At 34.5% G+C, this 24440-nt stretch carries 20 protein-coding genes and 4 pseudogenes; 4 read left to right on the top strand and 20 right to left on the bottom strand.

Translation table 11 applies throughout. The features are described 5' to 3' along the window. Nucleotides 1-40 precede the first annotated feature (40 nt). Together ACEL90_RS05250 and ACEL90_RS05245 are read right to left on the bottom strand one after the other, a co-directional pair. On the bottom strand, nt 41-3571 hold the full coding sequence (locus ACEL90_RS05250; protein ID WP_423348852.1) for a cytoplasmic incompatibility factor CifB: 3531 nt from the start codon (nt 3569-3571) through the stop codon (nt 41-43). 13 nt (nt 3572-3584) lie between these two features. Then, entirely contained in the window at nt 3585-5030 is a 1446-nt protein-coding gene (locus ACEL90_RS05245; protein ID WP_423348851.1) for a cytoplasmic incompatibility factor CifA, read from the bottom strand. 384 nt (nt 5031-5414) lie between these two features. On the opposite strand from ACEL90_RS05245, the gene ACEL90_RS05240 reads away from it, so the two are divergent. The 3 genes from ACEL90_RS05240 (at nt 5415) to ACEL90_RS05230 (ending at nt 8025) form a co-directional block, all read left to right on the top strand. Further along, entirely contained in the window at nt 5415-6137 is a 723-nt protein-coding gene (locus ACEL90_RS05240; RefSeq protein WP_423348850.1) for a hypothetical protein, read from the top strand. After that, nucleotides 6127-7776 carry a TomO hydrophobic C-terminal domain-containing protein gene (locus ACEL90_RS05235; RefSeq protein ID WP_423348849.1) on the top strand — a complete coding sequence of 550 codons (1650 nt, stop codon included), beginning with the start codon at nt 6127-6129 and terminating at the stop codon, nt 7774-7776. Before ACEL90_RS05240 ends, ACEL90_RS05235 begins: the two co-directional genes overlap by 11 nt. A 96-nt stretch (nt 7777-7872) precedes the next feature. Continuing rightward, nucleotides 7873-8025, top strand: a complete 153-nt coding sequence (locus ACEL90_RS05230) for a hypothetical protein (RefSeq protein ID WP_423348848.1) — start codon at nt 7873-7875, stop codon at nt 8023-8025. Nucleotides 8026-8425: 400 nt separating this feature from the next. On the opposite strand, the pseudogene ACEL90_RS05225 reads toward ACEL90_RS05230, so the two are convergent. Continuing rightward, nucleotides 8426-9310: pseudogene (locus ACEL90_RS05225) on the bottom strand (Rpn family recombination-promoting nuclease/putative transposase). A gap of 128 nt (nt 9311-9438) precedes the next feature. Between ACEL90_RS05225 and wmk the strand changes: the two are divergent. Continuing rightward, nucleotides 9439-10365: pseudogene (wmk, locus tag ACEL90_RS05220) on the top strand (WO male-killing family protein Wmk). A gap of 58 nt (nt 10366-10423) precedes the next feature. On the opposite strand, the gene ACEL90_RS05215 reads toward wmk, so the two are convergent. The 17 genes and pseudogenes from ACEL90_RS05215 to ACEL90_RS05135 all read right to left on the bottom strand — a co-directional run bounded on the left by ACEL90_RS05215 (nt 10424) and on the right by ACEL90_RS05135 (nt 23957). Further along, nucleotides 10424-11353, bottom strand: a complete 930-nt coding sequence (locus ACEL90_RS05215) for a patatin-like phospholipase family protein (protein WP_423348847.1) — start codon at nt 11351-11353, stop codon at nt 10424-10426. 21 nt (nt 11354-11374) lie between these two features. Further along, nucleotides 11375-11602: a hypothetical protein gene (locus ACEL90_RS05210; protein ID WP_423348846.1), complete on the bottom strand. Its 228-nt coding sequence runs from the start codon at nt 11600-11602 to the stop codon at nt 11375-11377. Nucleotides 11603-11669: 67 nt separating this feature from the next. After that, nucleotides 11670-12056 (bottom strand): ankyrin repeat domain-containing protein, encoded by a 387-nt coding sequence (locus ACEL90_RS05205; protein ID WP_423348845.1) that lies wholly within the window; start codon nt 12054-12056, stop codon nt 11670-11672. Nucleotides 12057-12309: 253 nt separating this feature from the next. After that, nucleotides 12310-13260 (bottom strand): phage tail protein, encoded by a 951-nt coding sequence (locus ACEL90_RS05200; protein WP_423348844.1) that lies wholly within the window; start codon nt 13258-13260, stop codon nt 12310-12312. 1 nt (nt 13261) lies between these two features. Then, on the bottom strand, nt 13262-13471 hold the full coding sequence (locus ACEL90_RS05195) for a tail protein X (protein WP_423348843.1): 210 nt from the start codon (nt 13469-13471) through the stop codon (nt 13262-13264). Beyond that, nucleotides 13468-13808: pseudogene (locus ACEL90_RS05190) on the bottom strand (phage tail protein). The gene ACEL90_RS05195 and the pseudogene ACEL90_RS05190 overlap by 4 nt, the downstream one beginning before the upstream one ends. Then, a complete protein-coding gene (locus ACEL90_RS05185; RefSeq protein ID WP_423348842.1) occupies nt 13808-13960 on the bottom strand; it encodes a hypothetical protein in 153 nt (50 codons plus the stop codon). The pseudogene ACEL90_RS05190 and the gene ACEL90_RS05185 overlap by 1 nt, the downstream one beginning before the upstream one ends. Continuing rightward, a complete protein-coding gene (locus ACEL90_RS05180) occupies nt 13935-16232 on the bottom strand; it encodes a phage tail tape measure protein (RefSeq protein WP_423348841.1) in 2298 nt (765 codons plus the stop codon). Before ACEL90_RS05180 ends, ACEL90_RS05185 begins: the two co-directional genes overlap by 26 nt. Before the next feature lie 115 nt (nt 16233-16347). After that, the gene (locus ACEL90_RS05175; RefSeq protein WP_423348840.1) at nt 16348-16602 is read right to left on the bottom strand and encodes a phage tail assembly protein; all 255 of its coding nucleotides are present in this window, start codon (nt 16600-16602) and stop codon (nt 16348-16350) included. A gap of 33 nt (nt 16603-16635) precedes the next feature. Further along, the gene (locus ACEL90_RS05170; RefSeq protein ID WP_423348839.1) at nt 16636-17142 is read right to left on the bottom strand and encodes a phage major tail tube protein; all 507 of its coding nucleotides are present in this window, start codon (nt 17140-17142) and stop codon (nt 16636-16638) included. Nucleotides 17143-17152: 10 nt separating this feature from the next. Further along, nucleotides 17153-18336, bottom strand: a pseudogene (locus tag ACEL90_RS05165) (phage tail sheath subtilisin-like domain-containing protein). Further along, nucleotides 18329-18889: a hypothetical protein gene (locus ACEL90_RS05160; RefSeq protein ID WP_423348838.1), complete on the bottom strand. Its 561-nt coding sequence runs from the start codon at nt 18887-18889 to the stop codon at nt 18329-18331. The pseudogene ACEL90_RS05165 and the gene ACEL90_RS05160 overlap by 8 nt, the downstream one beginning before the upstream one ends. 10 nt (nt 18890-18899) lie before the next feature. Further along, the gene (locus tag ACEL90_RS05155; RefSeq protein WP_423348837.1) at nt 18900-20333 is read right to left on the bottom strand and encodes a hypothetical protein; all 1434 of its coding nucleotides are present in this window, start codon (nt 20331-20333) and stop codon (nt 18900-18902) included. Next, the gene (locus tag ACEL90_RS05150; RefSeq protein ID WP_423348836.1) at nt 20330-20524 is read right to left on the bottom strand and encodes a hypothetical protein; all 195 of its coding nucleotides are present in this window, start codon (nt 20522-20524) and stop codon (nt 20330-20332) included. The genes ACEL90_RS05155 and ACEL90_RS05150 overlap by 4 nt, the downstream gene beginning before the upstream one ends. 922 nt (nt 20525-21446) lie before the next feature. Beyond that, on the bottom strand, nt 21447-22175 hold the full coding sequence (locus tag ACEL90_RS05145) for an ATP-binding cassette domain-containing protein (RefSeq protein WP_208571703.1): 729 nt from the start codon (nt 22173-22175) through the stop codon (nt 21447-21449). A gap of 9 nt (nt 22176-22184) precedes the next feature. Beyond that, the gene (locus ACEL90_RS05140) at nt 22185-23024 is read right to left on the bottom strand and encodes an ABC transporter permease (RefSeq protein WP_423348835.1); all 840 of its coding nucleotides are present in this window, start codon (nt 23022-23024) and stop codon (nt 22185-22187) included. A 6-nt stretch (nt 23025-23030) separates the two neighbouring features. After that, nucleotides 23031-23957, bottom strand: coding sequence for an ABC transporter substrate binding protein (locus ACEL90_RS05135; protein ID WP_208571533.1), 927 nt, complete (start codon nt 23955-23957; stop codon nt 23031-23033). Nucleotides 23958-24440: the final 483 nt, after the last annotated feature.

Here is a 24440-nt window from a genome sequence, read left to right as displayed (position 1 = left end):
CTTAACTTGATGCTTATGCTTTGTTAAACACTTTCTACAATCAATGTTTACCAAGTCGAGTATTTGTAACAGAAACGCTTGCCTCACTCAACATAGTTGAAACCCCTTGACTCTCAAAGCTTTTTATTCCAGATAATATCGCATCATTTACAGTTCTATTTGGATCGCTTGCATTCAACATCAGATTCTTATTCTGCTTTATTTCTTCATGTTTCCTTTCCTCAGCTTCTTGCCTTTCTTCCTTATTATCATTTTTTGTTTGTTCTAGTTTTTTTAACGATTCCCTATTATCAGAATCACCAACATTAAGCGATATAGTTGGTCCTCCCCCTCCTTGTGGTTGCTGGTGCAATACTCCATGCGTTGGATATTGGAGCTCTAAAAAACTTAATAGTAATTGACGAATTTCATTTAGATTTTGACATGATATAACAACGCTTCTATCGATTAAATGCTCCTCCTGAGGAAATTGGTGAATATTATTATTAATGTTTCGAAATTCTCTTGAGATTTCTCTTCTCAGATCTTGAAAGTACTGCTCATTTCTAGGAGGATTTTGATCATCCTGGTTATTCAAGCCTGGAACATTTAACGTAAGACGGCGACACATCTCATCCAACATACCTGGACCCCTTTCTCCAAGGTTATTATTTCCTTGTAAAACTTGATTGATATCTCTGGCATTTTCCAAAGCCCACAAGCCACAATTGTGATTATCTCTTTGTTGTACTAACAAATTACCTTGCTGATTAGCAAGAATGTTATGGATATTAGCATTATTAATACCACCATCTTCTAAAGCTAGTCTAACATCATTTGGAATACCGCCGCCAGCTGAGTTAGCATAATAACAATAATAATTCTCATTTTGGTAAACAATAGTTAATGTAGTCCAATGGATGCCACCTATATTAACAATCAAATTTGATATCAATATTTCATTGTTTTGCATTTCTCTATTGTTAATATCATTTTGCAACCGTTGCAAATGATCATTTACCCACCCTATAGGTAGTGTGGCAAAGAGCACATTATTATGCGGATCAGGCTGTAAGTTATATAGTGTTGTCCTTGCAGCAGAACGTATATCCCTTTCTTGAAGCCAATAATGATAGTAACGATTATCTGTTGCAAAGTCTAGTGTGAGTATATCATGCACATTGCCTATCGGATCAAGACCCATTATATTATCTTGAATATGCACATTTACTTGGGGTAAAATATCATTAAGTGCTACTGGCCTTACAATTCTTCCTGTCCTTCCACCGGGTCCTGAAGTACGACTGCGGTCAAGTCTATGTAGATACACTTCTCGTGGAATAGTTATAAGTTCTTCCGCTCTCTGTGCACCTCTATTAAATATAGCATAAGATAAAACCACTTCATTTCCAGAAGTAATAGGCAAATATCCTCTTTGTTTGTCCATAAATTCTGTTATTTTATACCTTGCCTCGTCTTGCTCCTGTTCTACTTCTTCTGCATTATCAGCAAATCCTAATACATATCCAATCAGATGAGTATCTTCTGGATGATTTCTTGCAGATCTTAATAATAGAAGACCTAATCTCTGTTCTGTAACTCTTGTGCGTACTCCTTGCACCACTCCTCCTTCTCTTATCCTCCTCTGACTATATGTTTGACCTACATTGTACCCAGCAATCACCTTATCAGGATTGTCACAAATATAAAATACACCATGCAATATAGACCGAAACTTGTACTCGCTATCCACATCTATTATTGCATTACCACCCATATTCATTAACACTCTAGAAATGGTTCTAAATAACTCTCTATGCTGAGCTACATTTTGCCATCCATTGTTCATAACTTGATTCAAAGCATTATGTACATTTTCAGCATTAGGCACTTCTATAAGATTACCATCAAAATAAGCATATCTATTCCTACGTAGGTAATCATCAGGCGAATTAAATCTATCTAATAGAACATTTAGTCCATATTGATTATTAGGTATGCATGTAACTCTATTCACAGCACCATTATAACCTGGTGGTAGAGTGATGGCTTTTACTGATCGTATATCATGGGGATTTCTAATATCAAGTATAACTATAGGAAAACCTTGAACATGGAAGACCATAGTTAAAGCATGTCTTCTTAAATCCTCATTATCATATCTAAATATGTACTTTTTTAGACGTATTTGATCTTCTCCCTCTCTTAGCTCTAAATATTCTCTTGTAAAAGCACTATTCCCAAAAGCAAAACCAGTTATATAAGCAAGTATTCTGTTACGATTTTCTGCATTTCTTGGTATTTCAGCAAGAAGATATTGAAGTAAGAAATTTTTAATATTTTCTTCAATTTCTTCAATTTCTTCATCTTCTACATATTCAAATAATCTTTGTACTAAAGGAAATCTATTCTGTTGAAGCTCTGCTATGCCAACCCTAAAAGGGTCTGTGCGTAAATTAAAATTTAATCCAACACAAACAGCATGTCTTGATTCAGTATGAATAGATATAAATGAAGAAGCATGTAATCTTTTAGCGTCACCTCTAGCGCGGTTTAATGCAATATCAGACAGTGTTCTCCATTCAGTAACATTAATACCGATAGGAATGTTTTCTCTCTCTGCTTGACGACGTACAAGAAAAGCAGCATATGAATTTCCATGGGACAAGTCAAGGTCAACATCTATCGTGTAGAGGTGACTAAAATTTGCTAACAAACCTAATAAAACCGCGTGACTCTCAAATTTTTGATTACGATTTCGAATATCATTTTCTGGTGTGCCTGAGTAATGACGATAGATTCGAGTTATGTATGGCAAAATTTCTTCATTTATTTGACGTTCTGTATTTTCTTCATTGTTACTTGCTAGCATCCCTATAAAACCGTCGATTCTTTGTTGACCAGGCCCGACTTGTGCAAAATTGACCAACTCATCAAGCTGTCCATGCTGATTTTGATTGAGGTCCATCCCTTCTATTTCCTTAATTGTTAATTCGTGATTTTCTAAGAGCACTCTAATAAGATTGATTTCAGATGCTGAATATTTGGCAAATCTACCTCCACCTCGAGGATCTTTTTCGCGAATCTCTTCAAATACTACTGCTCCTTTCTCTCCCTGGCTCTTGCCTTTCCCATGCGTACACACTTTGTATTGCTCAAAACTTAGGCCTTCTTCCCTTAAATCCCAATTTTCCCGTCCAATCTCTTGCACTAGAGAATTTTTCTCCCTTTTACTAAATCTTAACCCACCACTATTGGGGACATCAGAGATGCTGTAACACCTGACAACTCGCTTTTTACCAAGGGATTTATTAGTTAAGACTGCAACCTTCAGGTTTCCTGTATTTCTATTCCTACCATCTGTATCAATACCATGATTATCAAAACGAATATAGACTCTCTCATCTGGAGCTAAAACACCTGCGTCATGTGCAGTAGCAAACATACTGAAAAAGAATACAGGAAAGAAACGACCCGTACCCACATGATACAAGAAAGATGGACACTGATCTAAAAAGGATTCAAACTCTAATCTAAGACCTTCAAGATTTCTATTGACCAAACTTCTGATAAACCCATCACCATTATTCATATAATATACCTTTCTACTTGCTACGGCGAGAAAAATCACTTACGCTAGAGATTCCAAGAATGGATTTCGGAGCATCACCAGAACCATCATGTCTAATAGAAAGACTAGAATCTTCAGCTTCCACTATGGATATGGACCGTCTTCGATAATCACCGGAACCATCATCTCTAGGAGGTAAAGTTGCTTCTTCTAACTCAGAAAACAACTCTTTTGCGAAAGTACCATAGTCCATATCTTCTTCCATTCCTTCGCTACCACATAATCTAAGGTTTTCTATCATGATTTCTTTAAAAAGTTCAAATTTTTCAGGAAAGGAACCTCGAGCAAATGATATTATATCTAATATTTCTTTTTTCTCTATTTTCTTTTCCTCATCAGGCTTACAAACATCTCCTCGTTTCCAATTAATGATTAATCCCCTAAGTACACTCTTTATAGGAACTGTATAATTAGAAGTATTAACAGAAGTCTTTCTGTATTCAGTAAAGCGGTCACACTTCCAAATCTCCATGATAAGAGATCTAGCTTGAACGCTTGACTCAGGATTTTTCAACATCACATTTGAAAGTGAATAAAGAAGAAGTTCATACTTATCCTGTGAAAATATTTTCTCTGAATGGCTTCCACATGCTGAAACTTCTTTATAACACCAGCACTGCACCAAATCATGAACTGTATCAAAAAAACACGAACGTATTAATCTACTAAAAAAGCAATATACTCCATCATCTCTCCGTAATAATTCTTGTAAAAGAGTATCTTTATCATCTACATTCCTTATACAGAAATCTAAAATAGGAGCGTCTTTCTCGACAGATTGAACACGAGATAGAGCAATAATTGCTTCCGTAAGCTTCTTCTCCTTAGCTTTTTCCTCTAACTGATTAGAAAAATATTCCACTCCTTCACTCCACTTAAGTTTTATAGCACTGTCAAAACCCTCTTCTGCATTACCAGGTTGCTTTAATTCTCCAGACTCTCTATCTATCCAGAAATTAAATACATGGCCCTTCCTTCCAATGCCACTCAAAAGTGAATTTCTTATGTATTTGTCAGTTATAGGATTGCCACTACCATCAAGTTCATCAGAAGAAAAATTACTTTTGTAAGATTCAAATCTTTTTTGAAAGAGTGGATGAATTTTATCTACCACACAGCAACTAGAAGCCATCTCATACCTGCGAAGTGGATTATCTATTTCACCTATTCTTTCTTCAGTCAATCTTTGAGCTAGAACGTTATTATTCAGTCTTGTACCTGACCAGCAACTTTCATCTTGGAATATATTGTACAAAAACTGCAGTTTATCATCCTTAAAAGATTTAATATTCTCTATATAGGTTTCCAACCACCTTTTAATAGCTAACTTCCTCCCAGCAGCAATTTCAGGATCTGTATATTTTATAACATCTTGCAGCTTTTTAAGCACTGCAGCTTGACGCTTTGTTTCTATTGGCATTTAAACCTCCCTATATGATGAAAATATTTCTACACTACTAAATTTGTAACTAGGTTGCAATACCTAATTACTCCAGAAAGACCTATTTGATACCCAAACGTTCTGGTCAGGCCTAGAGCAATCTGTCTGGAATTATTGAGTATTTTCTAAAAATCTTAATTTGACAGCTAACACCAGGTTTTCTGGAGACCATAGGTGATGCACTTTTTGACATTGCGCTATTTATATTCCCAAGAATAAAGTTAGCAGATATGTTGTTTTCCAGAGAAACATTGGTACAATTAACTGTAGAAGTGCTGGTGGCTTTAACCAAGTGGGTTTTAACTTCGCCCTTAAGTTCTGTTCAGCAGTATCTGCTCTGTTCCATTTGTGTTAGGTAAGGCTATGGTTGTAAATACAAGATTCGATCAGCAGAGGGCTGAAGATGATCTGTATACTGTTTTGAGATTCAAAGGACAAGAAGATTTTCAAAGACAGATAAGTGGCCTGCTTGTTGATGATTATAAAAAACTTAAGAAACCACTGAGCAAATTCCTTAGTAAGTTAAGAAGTAAAATAAGGACTGATGAAGAAAATAATCATGCAGCCAAGAACGTTAATGATCAAATCAAAAAGTCTAAAACTACTGAAAGTAAACTAAGTGATTTACTGGAATTTAAAAAACAGCTAAAAGCTTTCTTAAAAAATCAAGATGATTGCGGTACTGTGTTAAATGCAATTGACTCTGCAAGTGTTATCCCTGTTATTGAAGTTAATGGTGTGCATCCAAAAGATAGTGAGATCAAAAAGTTAAAAAAAGCTCAACCTCTCACCTCTAATAGACAAGACTTTGAAGAAGCTCTAGAATACATAGAATCACAAGAAGAAGTTATGGGGATTACATTAGAGGAACTTATGGAATACAAGCAACACTCTGTTAAGATTTTTCTACTGAACCGTGTTAATTCATGCAGAAATGGGTGTTCTCAATTGCATCCTGATGTAAGAGAAGCTATAGCAATATTATCAAATGATAAGCTGCGAGCTTTCTACGATGAAGAAGTAAAGAAGAAGACGCTACAACCAATATTATCCTACAGAGAATGTGAACAATTATATGACAATTAACTATAAAAAAAATGAATCTCGTATTATAATCGAAAGAGAAGAACTTGGAGAGAATGTTAGGAAGGTAATGGGAGTCAAGCGCTTTATGAGTGAAAGCAGTGGAGAAGATCAGAAAGATTGTGCTAGTCTAACAAAAGCTGCTGTTGATAAGAGACAAGATCAGAAAGCTTCCAATAATAGTGAATTAATTGAAAATAGTGGCATATCTTCTCTGGATAGCTCAATTAATGTTTTAAGTGATATGAGCGTACCTTCTGGCTTTGATATAAATTTGATTAATTCGAGTACTCCGATTAAACAGATCGGTCAGTCTAACCACACTTCTACGAGTGAAGATCCGTTTAATGAAGCAGATCTTAGTGGCAAGATGAATTTAAGTGGTGCAAGTAGAATGGTTGAACCTATGAAACTAATTGTAGGTGGGTTGAACAAAGTGGAGGAAATACTAAAACAACAAAATTTTACGTCATTAAGTGGAGAGTTAACAGAGCTGAAGATGTTCTTGCGAGATTTTTTCAATGTTGTAGAAGAACTTATAAGTGAAAGTGTCAAAAAATGCCTACAGAATGGGTCCGGAGGCAATTTCGAAAATTCATCTGGGGATTTTTTACGACAAATTTGCAGACTTAAATCTAAATTGGAAATACAAGAAAAAATGAATTGTTCTCTAGATCAAGGAAATGAATTATTGATCGAAGAAAACCTTAAACTTGTAGAAAAGAACAAAGTTCTTTTCAATAGAAACAATTTGATTGAGGATCAACTACGTGGCGTACTCGAGGAAAGAGATAGGCTGTATGCTTCGATAGAAGAAAGAGAGAAAGATAAAAATAAGTTGATTGCAGAAAACAAGCAATTAAAACGGGAAAATGATGAGTTAAACAAGCGTGACGACTGCATTTTAATAGCAAGCGAAACAAAAAGTATTGCTATACAAACAGAGAACATAAGCAAATCCGGAGAAATTACCCAATCAGATGTTAAGTGTCATGGACAGATAGAACAGGAGAAGTTGATAGAAGAGACAGATATAATGAAAGAACAAATTGAGAAACTCTTATCAGAAAGGATTATATTATTGAGCAGCGTAGAACTATTAAAGGCAGAGAATAAACGATTAGAAAACGTTGAAAAAAGCTTGAGTGCCGAGATCTCACATTTTTGCTCTGTAGAAAATTTGTATAATGGGCTTGCAGCTATTGAAAAGAGGGGGAAGCTCGATAATTCAACCCAAAATGAAATGGAGGCGGAAGTTGGCACTGAGGCGATGGTACCTACAAAGAACGTGGATCTAGTTAATGTAAAACAAGGTTATAGTAAAAGGGCTAGTAACCTATCTCAAGTTCCTGAAAAAAGTTCATCAGTAAGATCTCAATTCTCAGCAGCAAGCACTCATGGTAGAAAGCAAATAATTTATGCCTCTGCTTCTCTTATATTATCTGGAGTATTTGCTGTTGGCGCAAGTTTAACAATGTCTCATTTAGGAATATCTATTTCACTTGCTTTGACTGCATTAACTTTCCTTACATTGGGATGTTATTGTTCGTATAAGGCAAGTACGACGCTTAGGAATATTGAACTTGATCAAACTTTTAAAATTGCTAATCATGAAGCTGTTTCTATGGTTCCTGGTTTATAACTGTTCGGAAAAAAAATATCTTGCTTTGCTCCCCAAAAGATTTAGGGAGAAGTGGAAAAGTGCTATCAGCTTTTGGTGTGAAAAATTTGTTGCTGAATGGCGGGTGTAAAGTACCGCTTAGAAAATAAAGAATTTGCAAATAAAATTCTAGGTGCAAAAGGAGATACAGATGAAGAAAAGACTAATTTTAGTAGAAAAATTAGCAGGACTTCTTTGTGGATGATAGTAAGAACTCCAATTATGGATTAGAAATTGAGTATAACACCAAAAAAGAAGCTAAAATCATTAAGTTATACGATTGGTAATACATATATGACAGAAAGTAACAGCTTTGCTAGATTATGGATCAAAAAGCGCAAAATAACAGCAATTTACAAAATATCTGAAGCAAAAGTGATTTTATGTTATTACAATTAGTGCAGAGAACAGAATTTCAGGACTTTACATCAAGCTAATCCATAACTGAGGTATAAAGAACAAGGACATGAGTAAGTTTGTATGGAACTTCTATATTATAATCTATTACACTAATAAAAGGATTAGGGTGCTGTTGAAAAAACATTACTCAGTAGTTTCTAGTAGCGTTTTTACTATATACACAACATTTGAGCCGCAATTGCTGGGTTTTCATCTAGTATAAAGTGTTCATCTAGACACCCAAAGAGCTTAAGTCTTTGACTTCGTTAACTGTAAGACCAGTAGTTTCAGTTATGATATCAATAGAAACCCCTGCTTTAAGTAGATTCTTTGCAACTGCTATTTTAGCTTGTTTTTCGCCCTCTTCTCTGCCTTCTTCTCTGCCTTTTTCAGTAGCATCATCAAGACGTTGTTCCCAAATAGCAGCTTCTTTCTGTACACTCAAAACTCTTTCTTCGTATGCTGCTAGATCCTCTTCTTCCCAACTAAACTTGTCTAATTCATCATATGCTAGCTTTATTATTGGTGATTTTTCTGCAATATCTTTTAGGTCTTCATCTGTAGTATCTTCTGCATACCGGAAAAAAACACCACCTTTCTACTGTGCTCTCCAGTTGCTCTACTTTGTTCTTTGTGAATTTAGGCAACTCAATAAAGACGAATTGAAAATCTTTTAAGTAATGTCCGTTAGTCTTTATATCACGTATATTGTGAGTGGAAATATACTCAACCTCTGTAGGAAACAATATACTATTGGAAATAGCGATAAAGAATACTTTCTTAAAATCAATGTAATTGCCAGATTGTCTTGAGTAAACTTTAGCAGCATAAAGTTGGGCACGTTTTTCAAATCCCTTGTCCCTAGCGAGCTGCATTTCCGCAATATACCTATTTCCGTATGAATCTTTACAAAGAACATCAACTATACTTTGCTTATCAGAGGCAATTTCAGCATCTTGAATAGTGCTTAAGAATTCTACTTCTTGTATAGTGTTGACTTCAGTACATCCTAAAATATCGTTTAAAAAATGGATAAGAATATTCTTATTTTTTCAGTGCCGAACACTCGTTTGAAGGGCAAATCATATTTAGGATCGAGAAATTTAGAAAAAGCCATAATAAATCAACCCAAAAAGCATTGATAATTATACACAATTCTGAAGAAATATTCAACTAAAATTCAAACATAGAAGTTTTTGTGTATCTTTATTTGATAGTATTAACCTGTATAATATCTATTTCTGTATGGCAAAGTATACTACCGTTTCCATAAGGTATCAGATAGCACAAAAAGTAAGGAGCTGGAGGTTAAAGCGAGGATATACTCAAAAAGATTTAGCAAAAAAAAATCGGAACAACATATCAGGTAATACTGCAATATGAAAAAGGAACACGCAGAATTTCAATTAAGAAGTTATATGAATTAGCAGAAGCATTATCAACAACTGCTAGAGGCCTAGCTTGCGGACAAGAAGTATCAAATGAGGAAGGTATGAGGGAGAAGAGATAGTAAATCTAGTAAGAAGACATAAAGAGATTAAGGATCAAGAATTACGCGAAACGTTTTACTTATTAACCAAATTCATCCGTATTAGTGAGGAAAGAAGCGGAAAAGCGGTGAAAATAGAAGTAGCAAAGAATCTAGTGAAAGAAGGAGTTTCAGTTGATATTATTTCCCAAGTGACTCGCTTATCTACTTACGAATATGATGATATAGAGAAAGAAATTTGTACTGATTCTATACTCTACAAAGTGGGGAAAAGGATAAAAGAGCAGAGATTAATACGGAAATACACTCAGGAGGACTTGGCAAATAAAATCGGTTCAACACCTAAAGAAATACACGACTATGAACGAGGATATACAGACATTCCAATTGAAATATTATATAAGATAGCAAAGACATTATCAGTTAACATTAAAGCTCTTGGACTAACAGAATATGAAAATGAGCCAGTTTTGCGGTTTATAGGTAAATGCGAAAAAATAGAGGATCAAGAATTACTGGATACGGTAGCCAGATCTTTATCTAAAGGAATGCAAACTGGTAAAGAAAAGGTTAAAAAAGCAGAGAAAATCAAGATTGCAAAAGATCTAGTTAAGGCAGGTATAGCTAATGATATTATTGTGCGAGCAAGTGGCCTAACTGCCGATGAGTTGGGTGAAAATTGAATTGTGTTAAAGACAGTTGGTAGTGTTAAATATTATATTAAGATATAAGTAAAGATAGTTATATATTTAATGCTTCTATACAGAATTTGTTTATCACTTTTTGATTTTCCTCTATCATTGCCTTTGCCTCTTGCTGAAGAGATTTGATATTTTTTGATGTAATATTATCCATGTAAGATGATGCTATTTTTAGCTGTGACTGTATTCTTAAATACTGACTACCTATAACTTGATCGAGCTGGTAGTTCACTGCATCTAAACTTGAAGCAAACATCACATGTAATAGTGGTTTTATCCAGCCTATTTTTCCAAATCTCTTTGAATTGGCATACTCTATGCTTCTATCTGTTCTGCCAGTACCTATCGATAACAGTAGAATATCATCATTTGGAAATAACCTCTTACCACTTGCATATGCACAAGCCGCTGGATTATTGGCAAACACCCCGCCATCCACTAATACTCTGTTTATCTGGTTAATTTTTAGATGTTTTGGTATGAAATAAGTAGGTGCAGCCGTTGCAGCTCTGAGTGCATCTTTTAGCTTAATATTACCTTCTTTCCAGCTTTTGAAGAAAAATGGGCAATTATTCTGAATGTCGTAACTGGTAAGTAGTACATTATTTAAAGTGTTTTGTAGAGTATCATCACCAAAATATTTTTCTAATATCGATTCGATGTTTTTGTGTGGATATTGTGCACAGTTAAACCAAGATAATATTGATCGCCTAAAAAATGAAGACTTAAAAATATATGCTCCGTACTTTTGGTAAAGCTCAACTAGGTCGTTGGCTGAATATTTGGGATTTCCCCGTTCATCTTTTTTACATAATCCTGCTACAACAATTCCACCGGTTGAGGTTCCTGCCATCAAATCAAAGATTTCAGCTATCGGTTTCCTTGCTCTTTTTTCTATTTCTGCTAATATTATCGCTGGTATGATGCCTCTTATGCCTCCGCCGTCAACGGATAAAATGTATTTAATCAATTGTAAATTTAGGTAAGGATATTAAGATTTAATTTTTCCGCTTAAAACCTGCAATTTAAACTCATCTAATTCTTCAGAGAGATTTTTTACCCTTTCCTCAAGTACAAGAACCTTCTCCATTAAACCATATTCAATAAGTTTATCGTGAAATTGTACCCTTGAGTCTAGCTTGGATAACCACCATATAAATGCTACTGTTTGTATTAATAACGTGATAACTACTGTAATTGGGATTTTTTGGTTCTGCATAACGATTTAATTTATTATGAATAACTATTGAAAGCTTTTGTTTCAAACTGTAGAAATGAATTAGTCGTTACTTTTCTGTTTTATAATTTTTTTCTGCCTCAGTAAGTAGGTCTACGATTTCTCTATAAGACTTCCTATTTCCACTATAAGATGACCTCTTCATTGCTATAGTTTTTGCAGTTTTTCCTTTCCATTCTACAACATGAGGGTTAGCTCCTCTCTCCAACAAAAGTTTTACAATCCCTAACTGACCACCTTCAGCAGCATCAAGTAATGCTAAACTAATAGTATTTATATCCATCCCTTCGTCTAACAAAAATGTAACAATTTCTAAGCATCCTTTCTCTGAAGCATAATATAATGCCTTTTTGCTAATACTTGAATCATCTCTACTTTTTTTTACTAATGATTTCACAGTTTCTAAGTCACAGTTCTTAGCTGACATTTCTAACATTTTCTGATACTCTTCAGCGGCCTTGGATTTTTGATAGTATAGCCTTTCTTATAATAGTCCGAATGCGATAAGATATGTGTTTATGGCTATAGCAGGCCAGTAGCATATTACGGTCTGTTCGGATTATTGTAAAAAGAGCTATAATATGTAATAACAACACATATTATTACCAGTATAAACCACAATGTAGCTTGTTTCTTGCTCATGTTCAGCATTTTTTTTTGCATTAAATCAGCAATTTACTTATTTTCTCTTAAACGTAATTACTAAAAGATGCCGATAATGCAGTACGATATCCTGAACTATTTAAAGTATGTTCTGCTCTATCAATTACCCATTCACGATCTATGTCTTGATGAAATCCTAACAGACTGAGTTTTGCTTCTGCACATAATTCTGGATTACCTGGTATTGTCATTTCTAAAGTCTCATTATTACGCTTCAATTGTTTCAACTTGGCATTTGCTGCACTCAGTGCTGACTCTGCATTTGGATAAATTGTTTGTATAGCGTAACTTGGTTCACCGCTACCTACTCTTTCCGATATGGTCTCTCCCTTTTCATAGCTATGCCATTTCGCTATCACTGAGTTGTACTTATTACGCACAGTAAAATGCACTTTCCAATTGATTGTATCTTGAGGTCTAATAGTCGTTGTTCCTAAAGCTTTTCCCGTTGCTGACTTTGCTGTACCTTTTGGAATAAACAATATATACCCTCCTGCCAGTTTTGCCATGGCTTCGCGCTCTATAGCTATTCTAGTCAACAAACTTATATCGCTCTCTTCAGTTTGGTCAATATGTAGTATTAATATGTCTTTAAATTCCTCAGCAACTTTGTATCCATATCCATGTTTATTTGCTATTTCCTTGACTAAATTACCTAACGTAATCTGGTGCCATTCTCTGGATACTTTTTCCTTTAGCGATATCATCAAATTTGTTGCATGAGCTTTGATTATTAAGGTTTTTGGTGGACTTTGTACTGTAATTTCATTGACTCTATATATACCTATGGGTAGTACCTCTGTTTCTCTATATCCCAAAGCAATCTTTAGCTCTTTTGGAACTTTTATGTTATCATCCCTGTAATCGACACGTATTTCAGCTATATCTTCTATAGTCCCTGATTCATCAGTAACATGCATTGACACCAAGCGGTCTTTTGCTAATTCATACCCTTCAATGATAAACTCTGGTTGCATCTTACCCCCAAATCTTCAAGGTTGATTTCTGTAGATGTTTCTCAATTATAGGCAGCTTAATTTTCAGTCCTGCCGGTAAAAAACTTCCATATTCCGCAAGTCCAGGGTTTTCTTCTAATACTATTTCTACTGCTCCTGAAGTAAATCCATAGTGCTTCCAGCAAATATAGTCTAACATATCATTTTCTTTTGCTAAGTAATGTATAGTCATGAATAACGCTTTAAACTTAAACTGAATTCAACTTTTTTTGGCAATCCACAAGAGAAAAATGATGTTTGCTTTTCTTCAAAGCGAGTAATTACAAATTGCCCCAAAACATTTCCCATACTATCAACTAAAGTGTGAGGTTCTTCTGCCTCTTTTATATTCTTTAACTGATCTAATCCATTATGAAGATAAATTACTCCTTCTAAATCTATATTTTCTACACCTTGACCAATATTTGTAATAATGGCATATTTTCAATACATTCAATTACACTCCAACGATTTTCTTTGCTATATTTCAAACTTATCGGAGTAAATTTATATGGACCAAGGGATAGCATCAGTAAATGGGATCTACCGTATCGAACATAACATCACGTGATTTTTCTCTTATTCTTTTTATTACTTCATCTGCAAGATTACGAATATCTTGATTTGGCTCTGCTTTAATGCTGATAGTGTAATTATTAGTGATGTTCCGAGTTTGATTCATAGTTTTCTGTTCTTTGTTTTCTGTTCTTTGTTTTCAAATTTACTCGTTGCAAAATCTGCAAATATCTTATCATTTTCTGTGGATTTTTTTCCTCAATAAGGCTTTTGATTCTGAAGCTATTCTGATTTCTCTTGGAAAATTCTTTAATTATACTGTTACCTAGCAAAGGATTTCCACTGTTGAGAATATTACTCTTTAGGGGAGTATGTACTGCTTTTATTTCAGTTTTTCTTTTTTCAAATTCTTTCAGTGGGCTATTTTCCAATACTTTTCCAAATACACTTTCCCCTATCCATGAAAAAGCTTTTCCTATAGGTTCAATGAGTGATTTCCACAAGCTAGAGAAAAAGTCTTTCACCTTTTGCCAGTTAGTTATAACAAGAGCTGCACCAGTAACAAGACCTGCTATCAAAAATCCAATTGGGTTACTCATTACAGCAAGTGTTATTGCTCTTAGTCCTGTGATTACTGCTGGTAGAGCTGATGACAGTAGAGGAAAAGCTTTCGTTGCTAAGCTCAGAGTTGCAGCTTTTAAAAAACTTAGTCCGGTAATTACTGCTGGAATAGCATACGTTGATAATGATATTAATGCTGGCTTCAGTATTCCATGCAAAAAAACCGAGAAAGCAAGTACTCCACCTCTAATTAAATTCCATGCATAACCACCGCTTACTGCTAGAACTTTAAGACCTATTAATGCTGCTATGGTACTCATTATTCCTGTAGTAATAACTGGAAATTTTTCTGCAAATCGAGCTATGGGGTTAGTTATCTCTCTTAAAAGACTACTTATCGATTTTAAAGGAGGCAGCATTACTGAGCCCAAATTCATTCCTACTTCTGCTATTGCATTTCTCAGTAATCGTAAATTATTTGCTGTAGTTGCTGCACGATTGTTAAACTCTTCTTGCATGGACTTTTCGAATTTTTTCTCGTCAGCTAAATGATTTATGGCGTCTTTATAATTCTTTAAGCTTCCAACCAGTAATGCAATATCATCTTGATATTCTTGACCGAAGAGGTTGAGAAGAATTTGAGAACGTTCCTGTCTATCTACTTTTTCTAAAATTTCAAAAAAATGAAGTAGAGCGTTTTGCCCGTTTTCAGCAACCTTTTGTGACATTTCCTCTGCAGTGATACCTATGGATTCCAATGCTGCTCTGAACTCTTTTCCCTGTCCTTCAGCAGTCTGAAGTTTACTAAGTAGAGCGTTTATTGCAGTTGCTGCTTTTTCAGGTTGTTTACCTAAACTAACGAAGGCATTTACTAAACTACTTGTCTGATTAATATCTAAACCAAATTGTTTTGCATTACCACCCACTCTAGCGAGTGCTTCAATCATATCGTTCGCCTTAGCTGCAGTATTATCTGATAGGTAATTTATAACACCACCAACTTCTTCCATCTTCTCTACTGCGATTCCATAAATGTTAGCGAGTTTGGCAATAGAATCACCAGCTTGTTCAGCAGACATGTCAAATGCTGTGGCCATTTTAGCTACTGTTGTGGTAAATTCAAGTAGCTTATCTTTGTCGATACCAAGCTGACCACCACTTGCAGCTATTTGTGCTAACTCTGCAGCTGATAATGGTATTTCACGGGATAATTTCTTCAATTTTTGAGCAAATTCTTCGGCTTCATTTGTTCCATCCTTGAAATTTACTGCCTTTTTAACATCAGCCATAGCACTTTCAAAGTCAATCGCAACTTTAATTGGTGCTGCAAGTGAAAGACCTAGTCCTATAGTCTCCATTACTTGTGACCTATAATGCGCTTTTTTTGCCAAAGCACTTTGCTGTTTTTGTATTACAGATCCTAATTTACTGTATTTCCCTTTGAGTACTTCAACAGATGAACCAAGTTTAGTTTGATCCCTCACTAAAGATTTAATATCCTTTCCACTTTTCCTTATTTCTTCATTTAATGTGTGAAGTGCATCTCTCTTTTTGATATAAGCCTCTTTTGCCTTTGATGCCGATGCTTTCAATTTTTCGAATTCATTTCTCAGTGCTTTGCTTGGTTCTTTTTTTTCCTTCTTCTCTTTAGCAATTGCTGCGGCTGATTTTTTTGCTTTTTTCTCTGCTTTCTTCCAATTTTTCATGGCTTCAAGGGCATCATGATTTAATTGCTTAAATTTAGAAACAGATTTCATTGACGAATCAAGTTGCCTTATACTATCGCCCAACTTAGAAAGCTTTGCTGCACTACCTGTCATTGCATTGTTAAAACTACCATCTAACGTCGCACCTATTTTTATTGAAAGCATTGACATTTTTTTGTTACTCCTTCACTTACTTCTAACCACTTTAGAAACTCTTTTATACTCATATTAATAATTTGCTCAATTCCACTTCCTGTTGTTGAGCTAAGTTTTAAAATATTGAATCTTAACTCCTCTGTTCCAGCGGCGACAAAAAATCTTTTAGCACCTTCTGTATTTCTACATAATCTTTAATACATAAATCTTCAACTACTTCTTTTGGCACAGACGCTAGATTAGCAATCAAAGCTACTTCTTTCAAAGCTTCGCCTTCTATGCGTTCTATAGCAAGTAAATCTCTTACTTTAGGTTCACGCATTGATAACTCTGAAACAGAAATACTATCAACTGTAATTGGGTTATTAAGTGTTATAGTGTGCATTATTGCCTCCTTAAAATAAAATTTCGAATCTTTTCATATGCCTAAAACCGTTTGCAGCAAGGCCATTTGATCAACACCATTTATCTTTCTTATCATATTTTCAGCATCGATCTCTATCAGTTCATTACCACCTATAGTAAGTTTATAGTAATGAGCAGCTACAGTGCATTTTAGAGTGGCTTTTTCAGCAGGTTTCCAGCTACCAAAATCAAATTCTCTGAATATGCCCCTAAGGTTGATTATTACTCCTTCAATATCGTTACTACCACTCCCTTGCATTCCACCACGGAGCGTCAAAGCTACTGAATTCCCATTTATTAGACCAAATAGCCTAAAGAGTTCTGTATCGTATTCAGAAAAAGTGAAATCTGCTTCAAGCTTTTCCATGCCCATATCAATATTTATTGGAATATCCATACCACCAGCACGGTACTCCTCTGTTTTTATGGTAAGCTTTGGTAGCGTTATTTCATCTATTTTCCCTGCATAGCCTCTACCATCAACAAATACGTTAAAATTTCTCAGTATTTTTGGTAACACTTTTTCCTCTTTACAGTATTTTATTATTAACTAATCTTGACCTAAAAGTAATCTGTTCAGCCGGATATGGTGGTGTAAATTCGAAATCAAAATATACTTTCCCGCTTGCAATATTTGTTGGTGTATTGAGCTCTGGAGTTGCGTAACATTTTCCGCTGATAATCGCTCCTTGCGCTTTTAAATTGGCCAAATAAGAATTCACCCCCTCAATCACATCATCTATATAAGTTTTGGTGATATTGCGATCAACTGCCCATAGATGAGCTCGAAGTAAACTATCGTTGATTAAATCTGCAGTCCTTCTCACTGACAGAAAAGCCCATTTTGAATCATCTGAACATGTTCTATTGCCCCAAAGCCTATAGCCGTTTTGATGAATTATCGTTGTTACTTCATTTTCATTTAAGTGGTTTGCTCTGCAATTTGCATAACCTAAGCTAAAATCAATAGGCCTGCTTGTGCCAACAATACCATTTATCTCTTTATTTGAAGGTGAATGCCAGAAGCCTTGTTCGCTGTCTATTTTAGCTATTAAACCAGCTACAAATGGACTCGATGGCAAGATTTTTTCTTTTCCTTCAATAAATAACTTAATCCATGGGTCAACTACGTAAACTCTTGAGCTGCCTACACTTTTTCTCCATTTTATTGCTTCTTCATCATTAGTATTTGGTCCGTCTGCAACAATAATTGCTCTTAATTTTTCTGCTATGGAAATTAAAGCACTCACTACTGGATTTACTCCATCTATTTTAGGTAACTGATGAGTAAACTGAGGTGCAATTAATATTCTTGGAGCAACATGAACTATACTTTCACTACTGAGGAATGCCTCTATCCCTTGATATTCTCCAGTCTCTTTATCAACTCCACCGATTATACTTTGAATAGTTTCACTTTCTTTGAGCTTTGGATCGCTGTTTTCACTTTCTTTAACTCGAATAACTACTACTGTTGCACCAATCTGGGAAAATATTCCATTTATTGCAGAAGGTAAACTGCCACTCTTTCCGAGCTTTGCTGCTTCCTTTAAGCTTCCTGCAACTAACACTGGTTTATTTAGCGGAAATTTTGCTCATCGGCTTCAGGTGCAGTACCAATTACTCCTATTACTGATGATTTAGCTGTACGTACTGTTTTTGCCCCTGAGGTTACCTCAATAACATTTACGCCATGTAAAAATTCTTCAGCCATTTCTTTGTATTTTTTTCCTGAAATCATCGAGCAAAGTCTGTAGCTCATTTTCACTCTTGGCTTCTTCAATCTTTCTCTTGACTAAATCTTCAAGCTCTTCACATTTCATTATTTCTTTTACTGCTTTTTTCACTTTTTCCTCAATTATTCTTGCCATTTCAATAACTGTAATACCAAGGACTTTTGCTAATGGCTCTATAATTTCTGCATCCTTTTCATTCATAGATTCTGGCGCTGCTAAAATGTTCTCTGCGGCTTTCGCTTGAATCTCATAAGATTTAGCTTTTTGGTGAGAATGTCCTGCGTATTGGTGAGTATAGTTATCATAATAAGCACGAAGATTAGAAAGTGCAGAAAACTTCGCATTTTGCAGTAACTCCAATTCAATGTCTTCTTGATTTCGCTGAGCAATTTTGCCTCCTTCTGTTAAACAATAGCTTTTTTGCCAATCAAAATCTTCTGGTGCTTCATACCAATCATTTCCAGTTGGCTTGTTTTCAAGTGTTGTTGTTTCAATCTGCTTGTGGTTTTCAAAACGTATATAAATAGTCACAAATTCCTCCTCATTGCCATATTTGATCAGTTCGTTCTAATCCTGGACATTGCCAAGCTTTTAGCGTTCTCTCTACGTCCACCTCAAGCCCTGTAGTTAGAACATTGCTACGTATGTTATAAATCCCCCACTGAATAAATTGACCATAGTTGTGTACATAATTTGATGCAAGTATACCTTGACTAACTTGTGTTCTGGAATACAGATAAGATGATGTGTAAAGTAATATTGCAACTGTTTTTCCTGCTGGAATCTCCACATTACCAGATCCGGCTAACTTGCTATCAGAACTCGTGTATTGGTAAACATTTTTCCATACTATTTTTGAAATACTTGATTTATTAGAATTAGTGTTATCAGGAGTTCCCACAAATAATCCTGCTCCCCCATACTCCGTACTCGAATACGATGATCCAACAAATTCCATTGTCTTATTTATGTTCACATTGGTTGTATTTTTTACAAATACTACTCCAAGTGCAGCATACGGGTAATAGTATATCTCATCATAACTACCCGAAAAACTTTTTGTGCATAACTCTCCGTAAATAAATGTTCCTTTACTTCCCTCTATAAAACTTAGTTGTCTTGGCCGATAAAAACTAACGTAATCTGTATTGTACGTATGGCTACCTGCTAGTAGTTGTAACATATAGTCAGTTTTTGTTATATCACTACTCCACTTTCCAAGCTCTGTCGTAAAAGTTCCGTGGCCAAAATAATTATTTTTTCTGCCAAGTACACCAAATAAGAAAGGTAATGACCTTGGTTCAACCATGTTGCGCTTTCTTATTTCATTTATAAGAGACACTTTTAACTGTTCATCCCGAGTTTTTACCTCATTTATCAGGGATGTTTTTAATTGGTTATCACGAGTTTCTATTTCCCCAATAATTGATGAGCCAGGTGGTACATTATTAACAGCACGAAAATCTTCTACTAAACCTTTAAGACCATCTTTATGACTGTTACTAATGCTATTTATTGCTGCAATATTGGCATTCTTTCTCGTATCAAGTAGCGATAAATTTGTTGTTCCTTTTTCATCAATTCTCTTTAATAACTGCTTCTCTGATTCAGAGATCACTGCTAAAGAACTAGCTTTTTTATTATCCAGATCAGTTAAGTGTTTTTTTGCACTATCAAGAAGCTCTTTTAGCTTACCATCGGTCATCTGTACAATTTCAGAAACTGCACTTTTGTCGACTATTGATTCCAATGCTTTAGCAAGATATGCTAATTGATCTGGAGTACTGTTTTCTGCTAAATCCTTAAGTCTTTTTTGTAGTGCATCAATTATTCCTTTTACTTCAGTCATCTGCACAACGTTGGAAATAGCTTTTTTATCTGCTATCAATTCCAGCGATTTTGCAAGATATGCCAATTGATCAGGTGTGCTGTTTGCTGCTAAATCCTTTATCCTTTGGTATATTGCTTCTTTCATTTCCAAAAATTTAAAAAAGTCTCAAAATTAAACCGCTCAAAATTACTCTTAAGTTGATTATGCTCATCTTCTCTTTCGGTAATATCTTCATCTATTTTCTCAGTTGTGGTACGGATACGAACAACATCCTGCACAGCAATATTTTCTGGATGCGGTAAAGGATATCCACGCCTTGTTTTCTCATTTGGCATTTTTCTTATGTTATAACAATCCGCAAGTTTTTTACCTTTGGCCGATAAACAACCGTTCCACTTAAAACCAATTTTATCCTTGTCTCATTGGCGTTAAAATTTGATAGCACATGAGTTCTCTCCACCCAATTTTCTCCAATAGGTTTTCCTACTGATTGAATATTCCAAAGTACACGTTATAGCGGTAATTGGCAGGATTATTGGGTTGGTTTGTATGGGTTTTGCCCTGTATAATGCTATAAAGCCCAATACCCAGCTCGAGAAAGTGGAAGATATTCAGTCTTCTTTAAATCCAGCGTATACTCAAAAACCATAAGTGCCAAGATAACTTCTCTAAAAAATCTCTTAAATTATTAACCTAATATCACTTACCTTGGCCCCACTGTCATTTTTTCTTAATTTGAGCTTATGGAGCCTTTAACATTCTACTCCATTTATTAAGAGTCTAACAAATTAGAGAAGATAACAATAAAAAGTACACCAAATATTATATAGACAAACACCATAACAAAGCCCCATTCTTAGCCCACCGCATTAAAACTATTACTCTTCTCTGGCTTTTTTGATTGTTTACTTCTGCCTTACCATAACCACGCTCAAGTTTTAAAATACCTTCACTTAATACGCTTTCCCCAGCTTATAGAAACATTATGTATAGTAGATAGAAAACCAATGCAAGCATAATTTTTCTAACTTTTGTATTTTTTAAACTTCACTGACATTGATGCTTCTACTTTTAATTAGCTACACCTGCCAGTAACAACATTGTGCCTATTTACCGCCATCAAATGCAAAGAGATGATACTCTACTTAAAAGCATTTGCCCCTTTTTATCAGCTACTTTTCCTTAACTTGACGCGTATGCTTTTTTGAATATTCCAAAAGTAAAGCTACAACCATACTTACTAATAAATCAATTTTGTTATAGAGAGTTCAAAATTTCTTTTAACTCTTTTAAGTAAAAATTAAAAGATTTTACTTTATCTATTACTATTCGCCCATTATCCAATACTATAATCCTTTTGCCATAATTTACAGCATCCTCTAAATTATGAGTTATCATTACTGAAGTGATGTTATGTTCTTCTATTACTTTAGCTGTTATCGCAATAATTTCTTTAGAAGCTTTCGGATCTAAACTTGCTGTATGTTCATCCAGAAATAAAATTTGAGGTGGATGACTAATTGCAAGGGCTAATAAAATAGCTTGTTTCTCTCCTCCAGAAAAATTATTTATCGGTTGATTTAAAAGAGATAAAAATTTTTTAGGGGCATAGGTTTTAGAAATTACTTCTTTACTTGTAAAACGCTCATTCTTTGGGAACCTACTTTCCCATAGAAGAATATTTTCTTCCAGAGTTAATTCAGTAAATAATCTATCTTCAGCTTTTTGGGTTAAAGTAACAACCATAAAAGCCTTTTGGATAGGTAAGATTTTATCAATAGGTAATTGATTTAAAAATACTTCTCCTTTCGTTGGTGCAAGATAGCCGGCTAGTATTTTAGCTAAGGTAGATTTACCGCTTCCATTGGCCCCAAGTAACACTACAAATTCACCTTTGTCAATATTAAGGGTAGTATCATAAATTATTGGTTTATCACGGTTCGTTACTTTAAACTCAATTTCTTTAGCATATAAATAAGATTCCATATTTTTTCTTTATCCATAATTCCTATTGCGTTGCAAGGATATAAATAATATTACCCCTAAAACAAGCTTCAAATTTGCAGGATCAATTCCTATATGCAATATGCTGCTAAGGCTTACAAAGTAAAAAAATATTCCGACAAAACATGCAATTACTTGCATAAAAATATGAAAATACTGAGGATTACCTCTAAAAATATGTAATCCGATGACAATAGCTCCAACACTAGTAAGCGCAAGTCCTATTCCCATATTAATATCCGCAAATCCATTTACTTGAGCAGCAAGCGCACCTGTTAGAGCCGCGAATCCATTACTTAATGCAAGACCTATAGTTCGATAAACTTCCGGTCTTTTCCCTAAAATACCCAATAAATTTTTATTATAGCCAAATGCTCGAAGTAATAATCCTAACCTTCCATTTAGTAAAAATACTAGTGATATAATGATAATACAATTGATTATAGTTAGTGGAATCAACCAATTTTCTAAATTAAATAATGATAAGATCGTTGGCGTTCCTAATATTGATATATTATGGCGTCTAAGTATTCGCAGATTAACCGAATATAGCATAAAGCTTGCAAGTATTCCGGCTATTAAACTATCAATACGGTCATTTTTTTGCATAAAACTAACTATGCTTCCAACTATCATACCTGCAAGCATACTAAATATTAATGCTGGAAATAGCCCAAAATCAATGGTACGGGCAAATATACCGGCCCCTAAAACATAAGTACCATCAACAGTTAAATCTGTAATTTTCATAATTTCATAACTTATATACATCCCCAAAATAAGAGGTAGTATTAAAAAGGACTGTTCTAACGCTATAAATAGTATGTCCATTATTTGTTACTCAATTTCTATACGCTGAAATGGTAAAGAAGATATTTCAAGTTTAGTTAGAATCTTTTGTCTAGAAAATGATTTAGAATTAATAAAGAGCATTAAACTATCCATAAGCTTAAAAGGAATATTTTTAGGGAGAATGCCGTTTAAAACATCTTTGGCAATTAATCCACTATTAACTCCAATTTCCTTTTCTCGTACCCCTATTGCTATAGTTGCACCGTCAATTACTGACCCTTCATCTGAAGCAATTATAGGAATTGATCTATTATCCGCTTCTTGTTTTAAGATATTTATGCCACTTGCTAGTAAATGATCCTTTAAGATTAGAAAAGCTTGCGTATTTTTAGGGCTATTTTTTACCGCTAGCGGGAGATCAGTCAAGTTATTTATCATCATTTTATGGAGAACAATATTATTTTTTTCTGCATATAATTTTAATTCTTTTACTGCAGGTGCTACTTTTTCACTACTACTATATAATAATGTTATATCATACAACGATGGTAGTTTATCAACTAACTTTATTATCGATATTTCATCATTAACCCCGGTCACCAAGGGATGATTTTTGTTATTTATTGCTGCAGCTACACAAACGATAGGTTTATTTTTTATATGAGAAATAGTCATTAGAGAGGTAGAAGAACCAATAGGCATGAGTATGTCTTGCTGCTGCATTTGCTTAATTATTGTGAGTAAAACATTAGGATCCCCATGAGCATTTTTAACTGTAATTTTAACACTCTGGTCTTGCAATGATTCTTTAATTCCATTAACAATCTGAGTCATTGCTTCATGTTCAAGAGGTACAATAATACCAATATTTTTATGATTAGCATAAACTGCAACAGTAAAAAACAGGACAGATAGAAACGCTAAAAGATACTTCTTATAATAGAAAGCCTTAAAAATGACGGAAAACAATATCGTGATACCTATAAAAACTACAATTCAAACAAAGCCTAAAATTGATGTAAAATTATTTACGCCAACGCCATCCTTGATTTAAATTATTAATTTCTACAGATATCATATATATAAATTCTATTATTATATAACTAAGTCTAATATGTTTTAAATATAATGTCAATTATATTTGAAGCAGTGAAAATAGCATTAGAAACATACTGCGAATTAGCGTCGTAAAGGATTTAATTATTTACTTTCCCCAAAAACACAAAAATAGTACGTATATTTACGAGAACGCGTTGCGTAAAAATAGGGTTGTAAAAATAAAAGCTTGAAATTGTTACAACAAAATTAGGCAAACCAGTTCGTACGTAGATTTAGCGAAAGTGATCCAATATAGATGGTTTTAGCGTACAGTGAAATTACCATATAAAAAAGTTCGTATGGATCACGTGGTAGCACAAGCCATCTCAAAACAAACTCTTCTCACAACAGTTGGTC

The organism is Wolbachia sp. wLmal (assembly GCF_049435495.1).
Lineage (GTDB): Bacteria > Pseudomonadota > Alphaproteobacteria > Rickettsiales > Anaplasmataceae > Wolbachia > Wolbachia pipientis.
Note: the sequence above shows the minus strand (reverse complement) of the source record. Positions and strands in the feature narration are given on the sequence as shown.

Excerpts from the sequence above, each read along its gene's own strand:
- ACEL90_RS05250 (WP_423348852.1), bottom strand. The coding sequence starts at position 3,571 with ATGAATAATGGTGATGGGTTTATCAGAAGTTTGGTCAATAGAAATCTT.
- ACEL90_RS05245 (WP_423348851.1), bottom strand. The coding sequence starts at position 5,030 with ATGCCAATAGAAACAAAGCGTCAAGCTGCAGTGCTTAAAAAGCTGCAA.
- ACEL90_RS05240 (WP_423348850.1), top strand. The coding sequence starts at position 5,415 with ATGGTTGTAAATACAAGATTCGATCAGCAGAGGGCTGAAGATGATCTG.
- ACEL90_RS05235 (WP_423348849.1), top strand. The coding sequence starts at position 6,127 with ATGACAATTAACTATAAAAAAAATGAATCTCGTATTATAATCGAAAGA.
- ACEL90_RS05230 (WP_423348848.1), top strand. The coding sequence starts at position 7,873 with ATGGCGGGTGTAAAGTACCGCTTAGAAAATAAAGAATTTGCAAATAAA.
- ACEL90_RS05210 (WP_423348846.1), bottom strand. The coding sequence starts at position 11,602 with ATGCAGAACCAAAAAATCCCAATTACAGTAGTTATCACGTTATTAATA.
- ACEL90_RS05205 (WP_423348845.1), bottom strand. The coding sequence starts at position 12,056 with ATGTTAGAAATGTCAGCTAAGAACTGTGACTTAGAAACTGTGAAATCA.
- ACEL90_RS05200 (WP_423348844.1), bottom strand. The coding sequence starts at position 13,260 with ATGCAACCAGAGTTTATCATTGAAGGGTATGAATTAGCAAAAGACCGC.
- ACEL90_RS05195 (WP_423348843.1), bottom strand. The coding sequence starts at position 13,471 with ATGACTATACATTACTTAGCAAAAGAAAATGATATGTTAGACTATATT.
- ACEL90_RS05185 (WP_423348842.1), bottom strand. The coding sequence starts at position 13,960 with ATGAATCAAACTCGGAACATCACTAATAATTACACTATCAGCATTAAA.
- ACEL90_RS05180 (WP_423348841.1), bottom strand. The coding sequence starts at position 16,232 with ATGTCAATGCTTTCAATAAAAATAGGTGCGACGTTAGATGGTAGTTTT.
- ACEL90_RS05175 (WP_423348840.1), bottom strand. The coding sequence starts at position 16,602 with ATGCACACTATAACACTTAATAACCCAATTACAGTTGATAGTATTTCT.
- ACEL90_RS05155 (WP_423348837.1), bottom strand. The coding sequence starts at position 20,333 with ATGAAAGAAGCAATATACCAAAGGATAAAGGATTTAGCAGCAAACAGC.
- ACEL90_RS05150 (WP_423348836.1), bottom strand. The coding sequence starts at position 20,524 with ATGCCAAATGAGAAAACAAGGCGTGGATATCCTTTACCGCATCCAGAA.
- ACEL90_RS05145 (WP_208571703.1), bottom strand. The coding sequence starts at position 22,175 with ATGGAATCTTATTTATATGCTAAAGAAATTGAGTTTAAAGTAACGAAC.
- ACEL90_RS05140 (WP_423348835.1), bottom strand. The coding sequence starts at position 23,024 with ATGGACATACTATTTATAGCGTTAGAACAGTCCTTTTTAATACTACCT.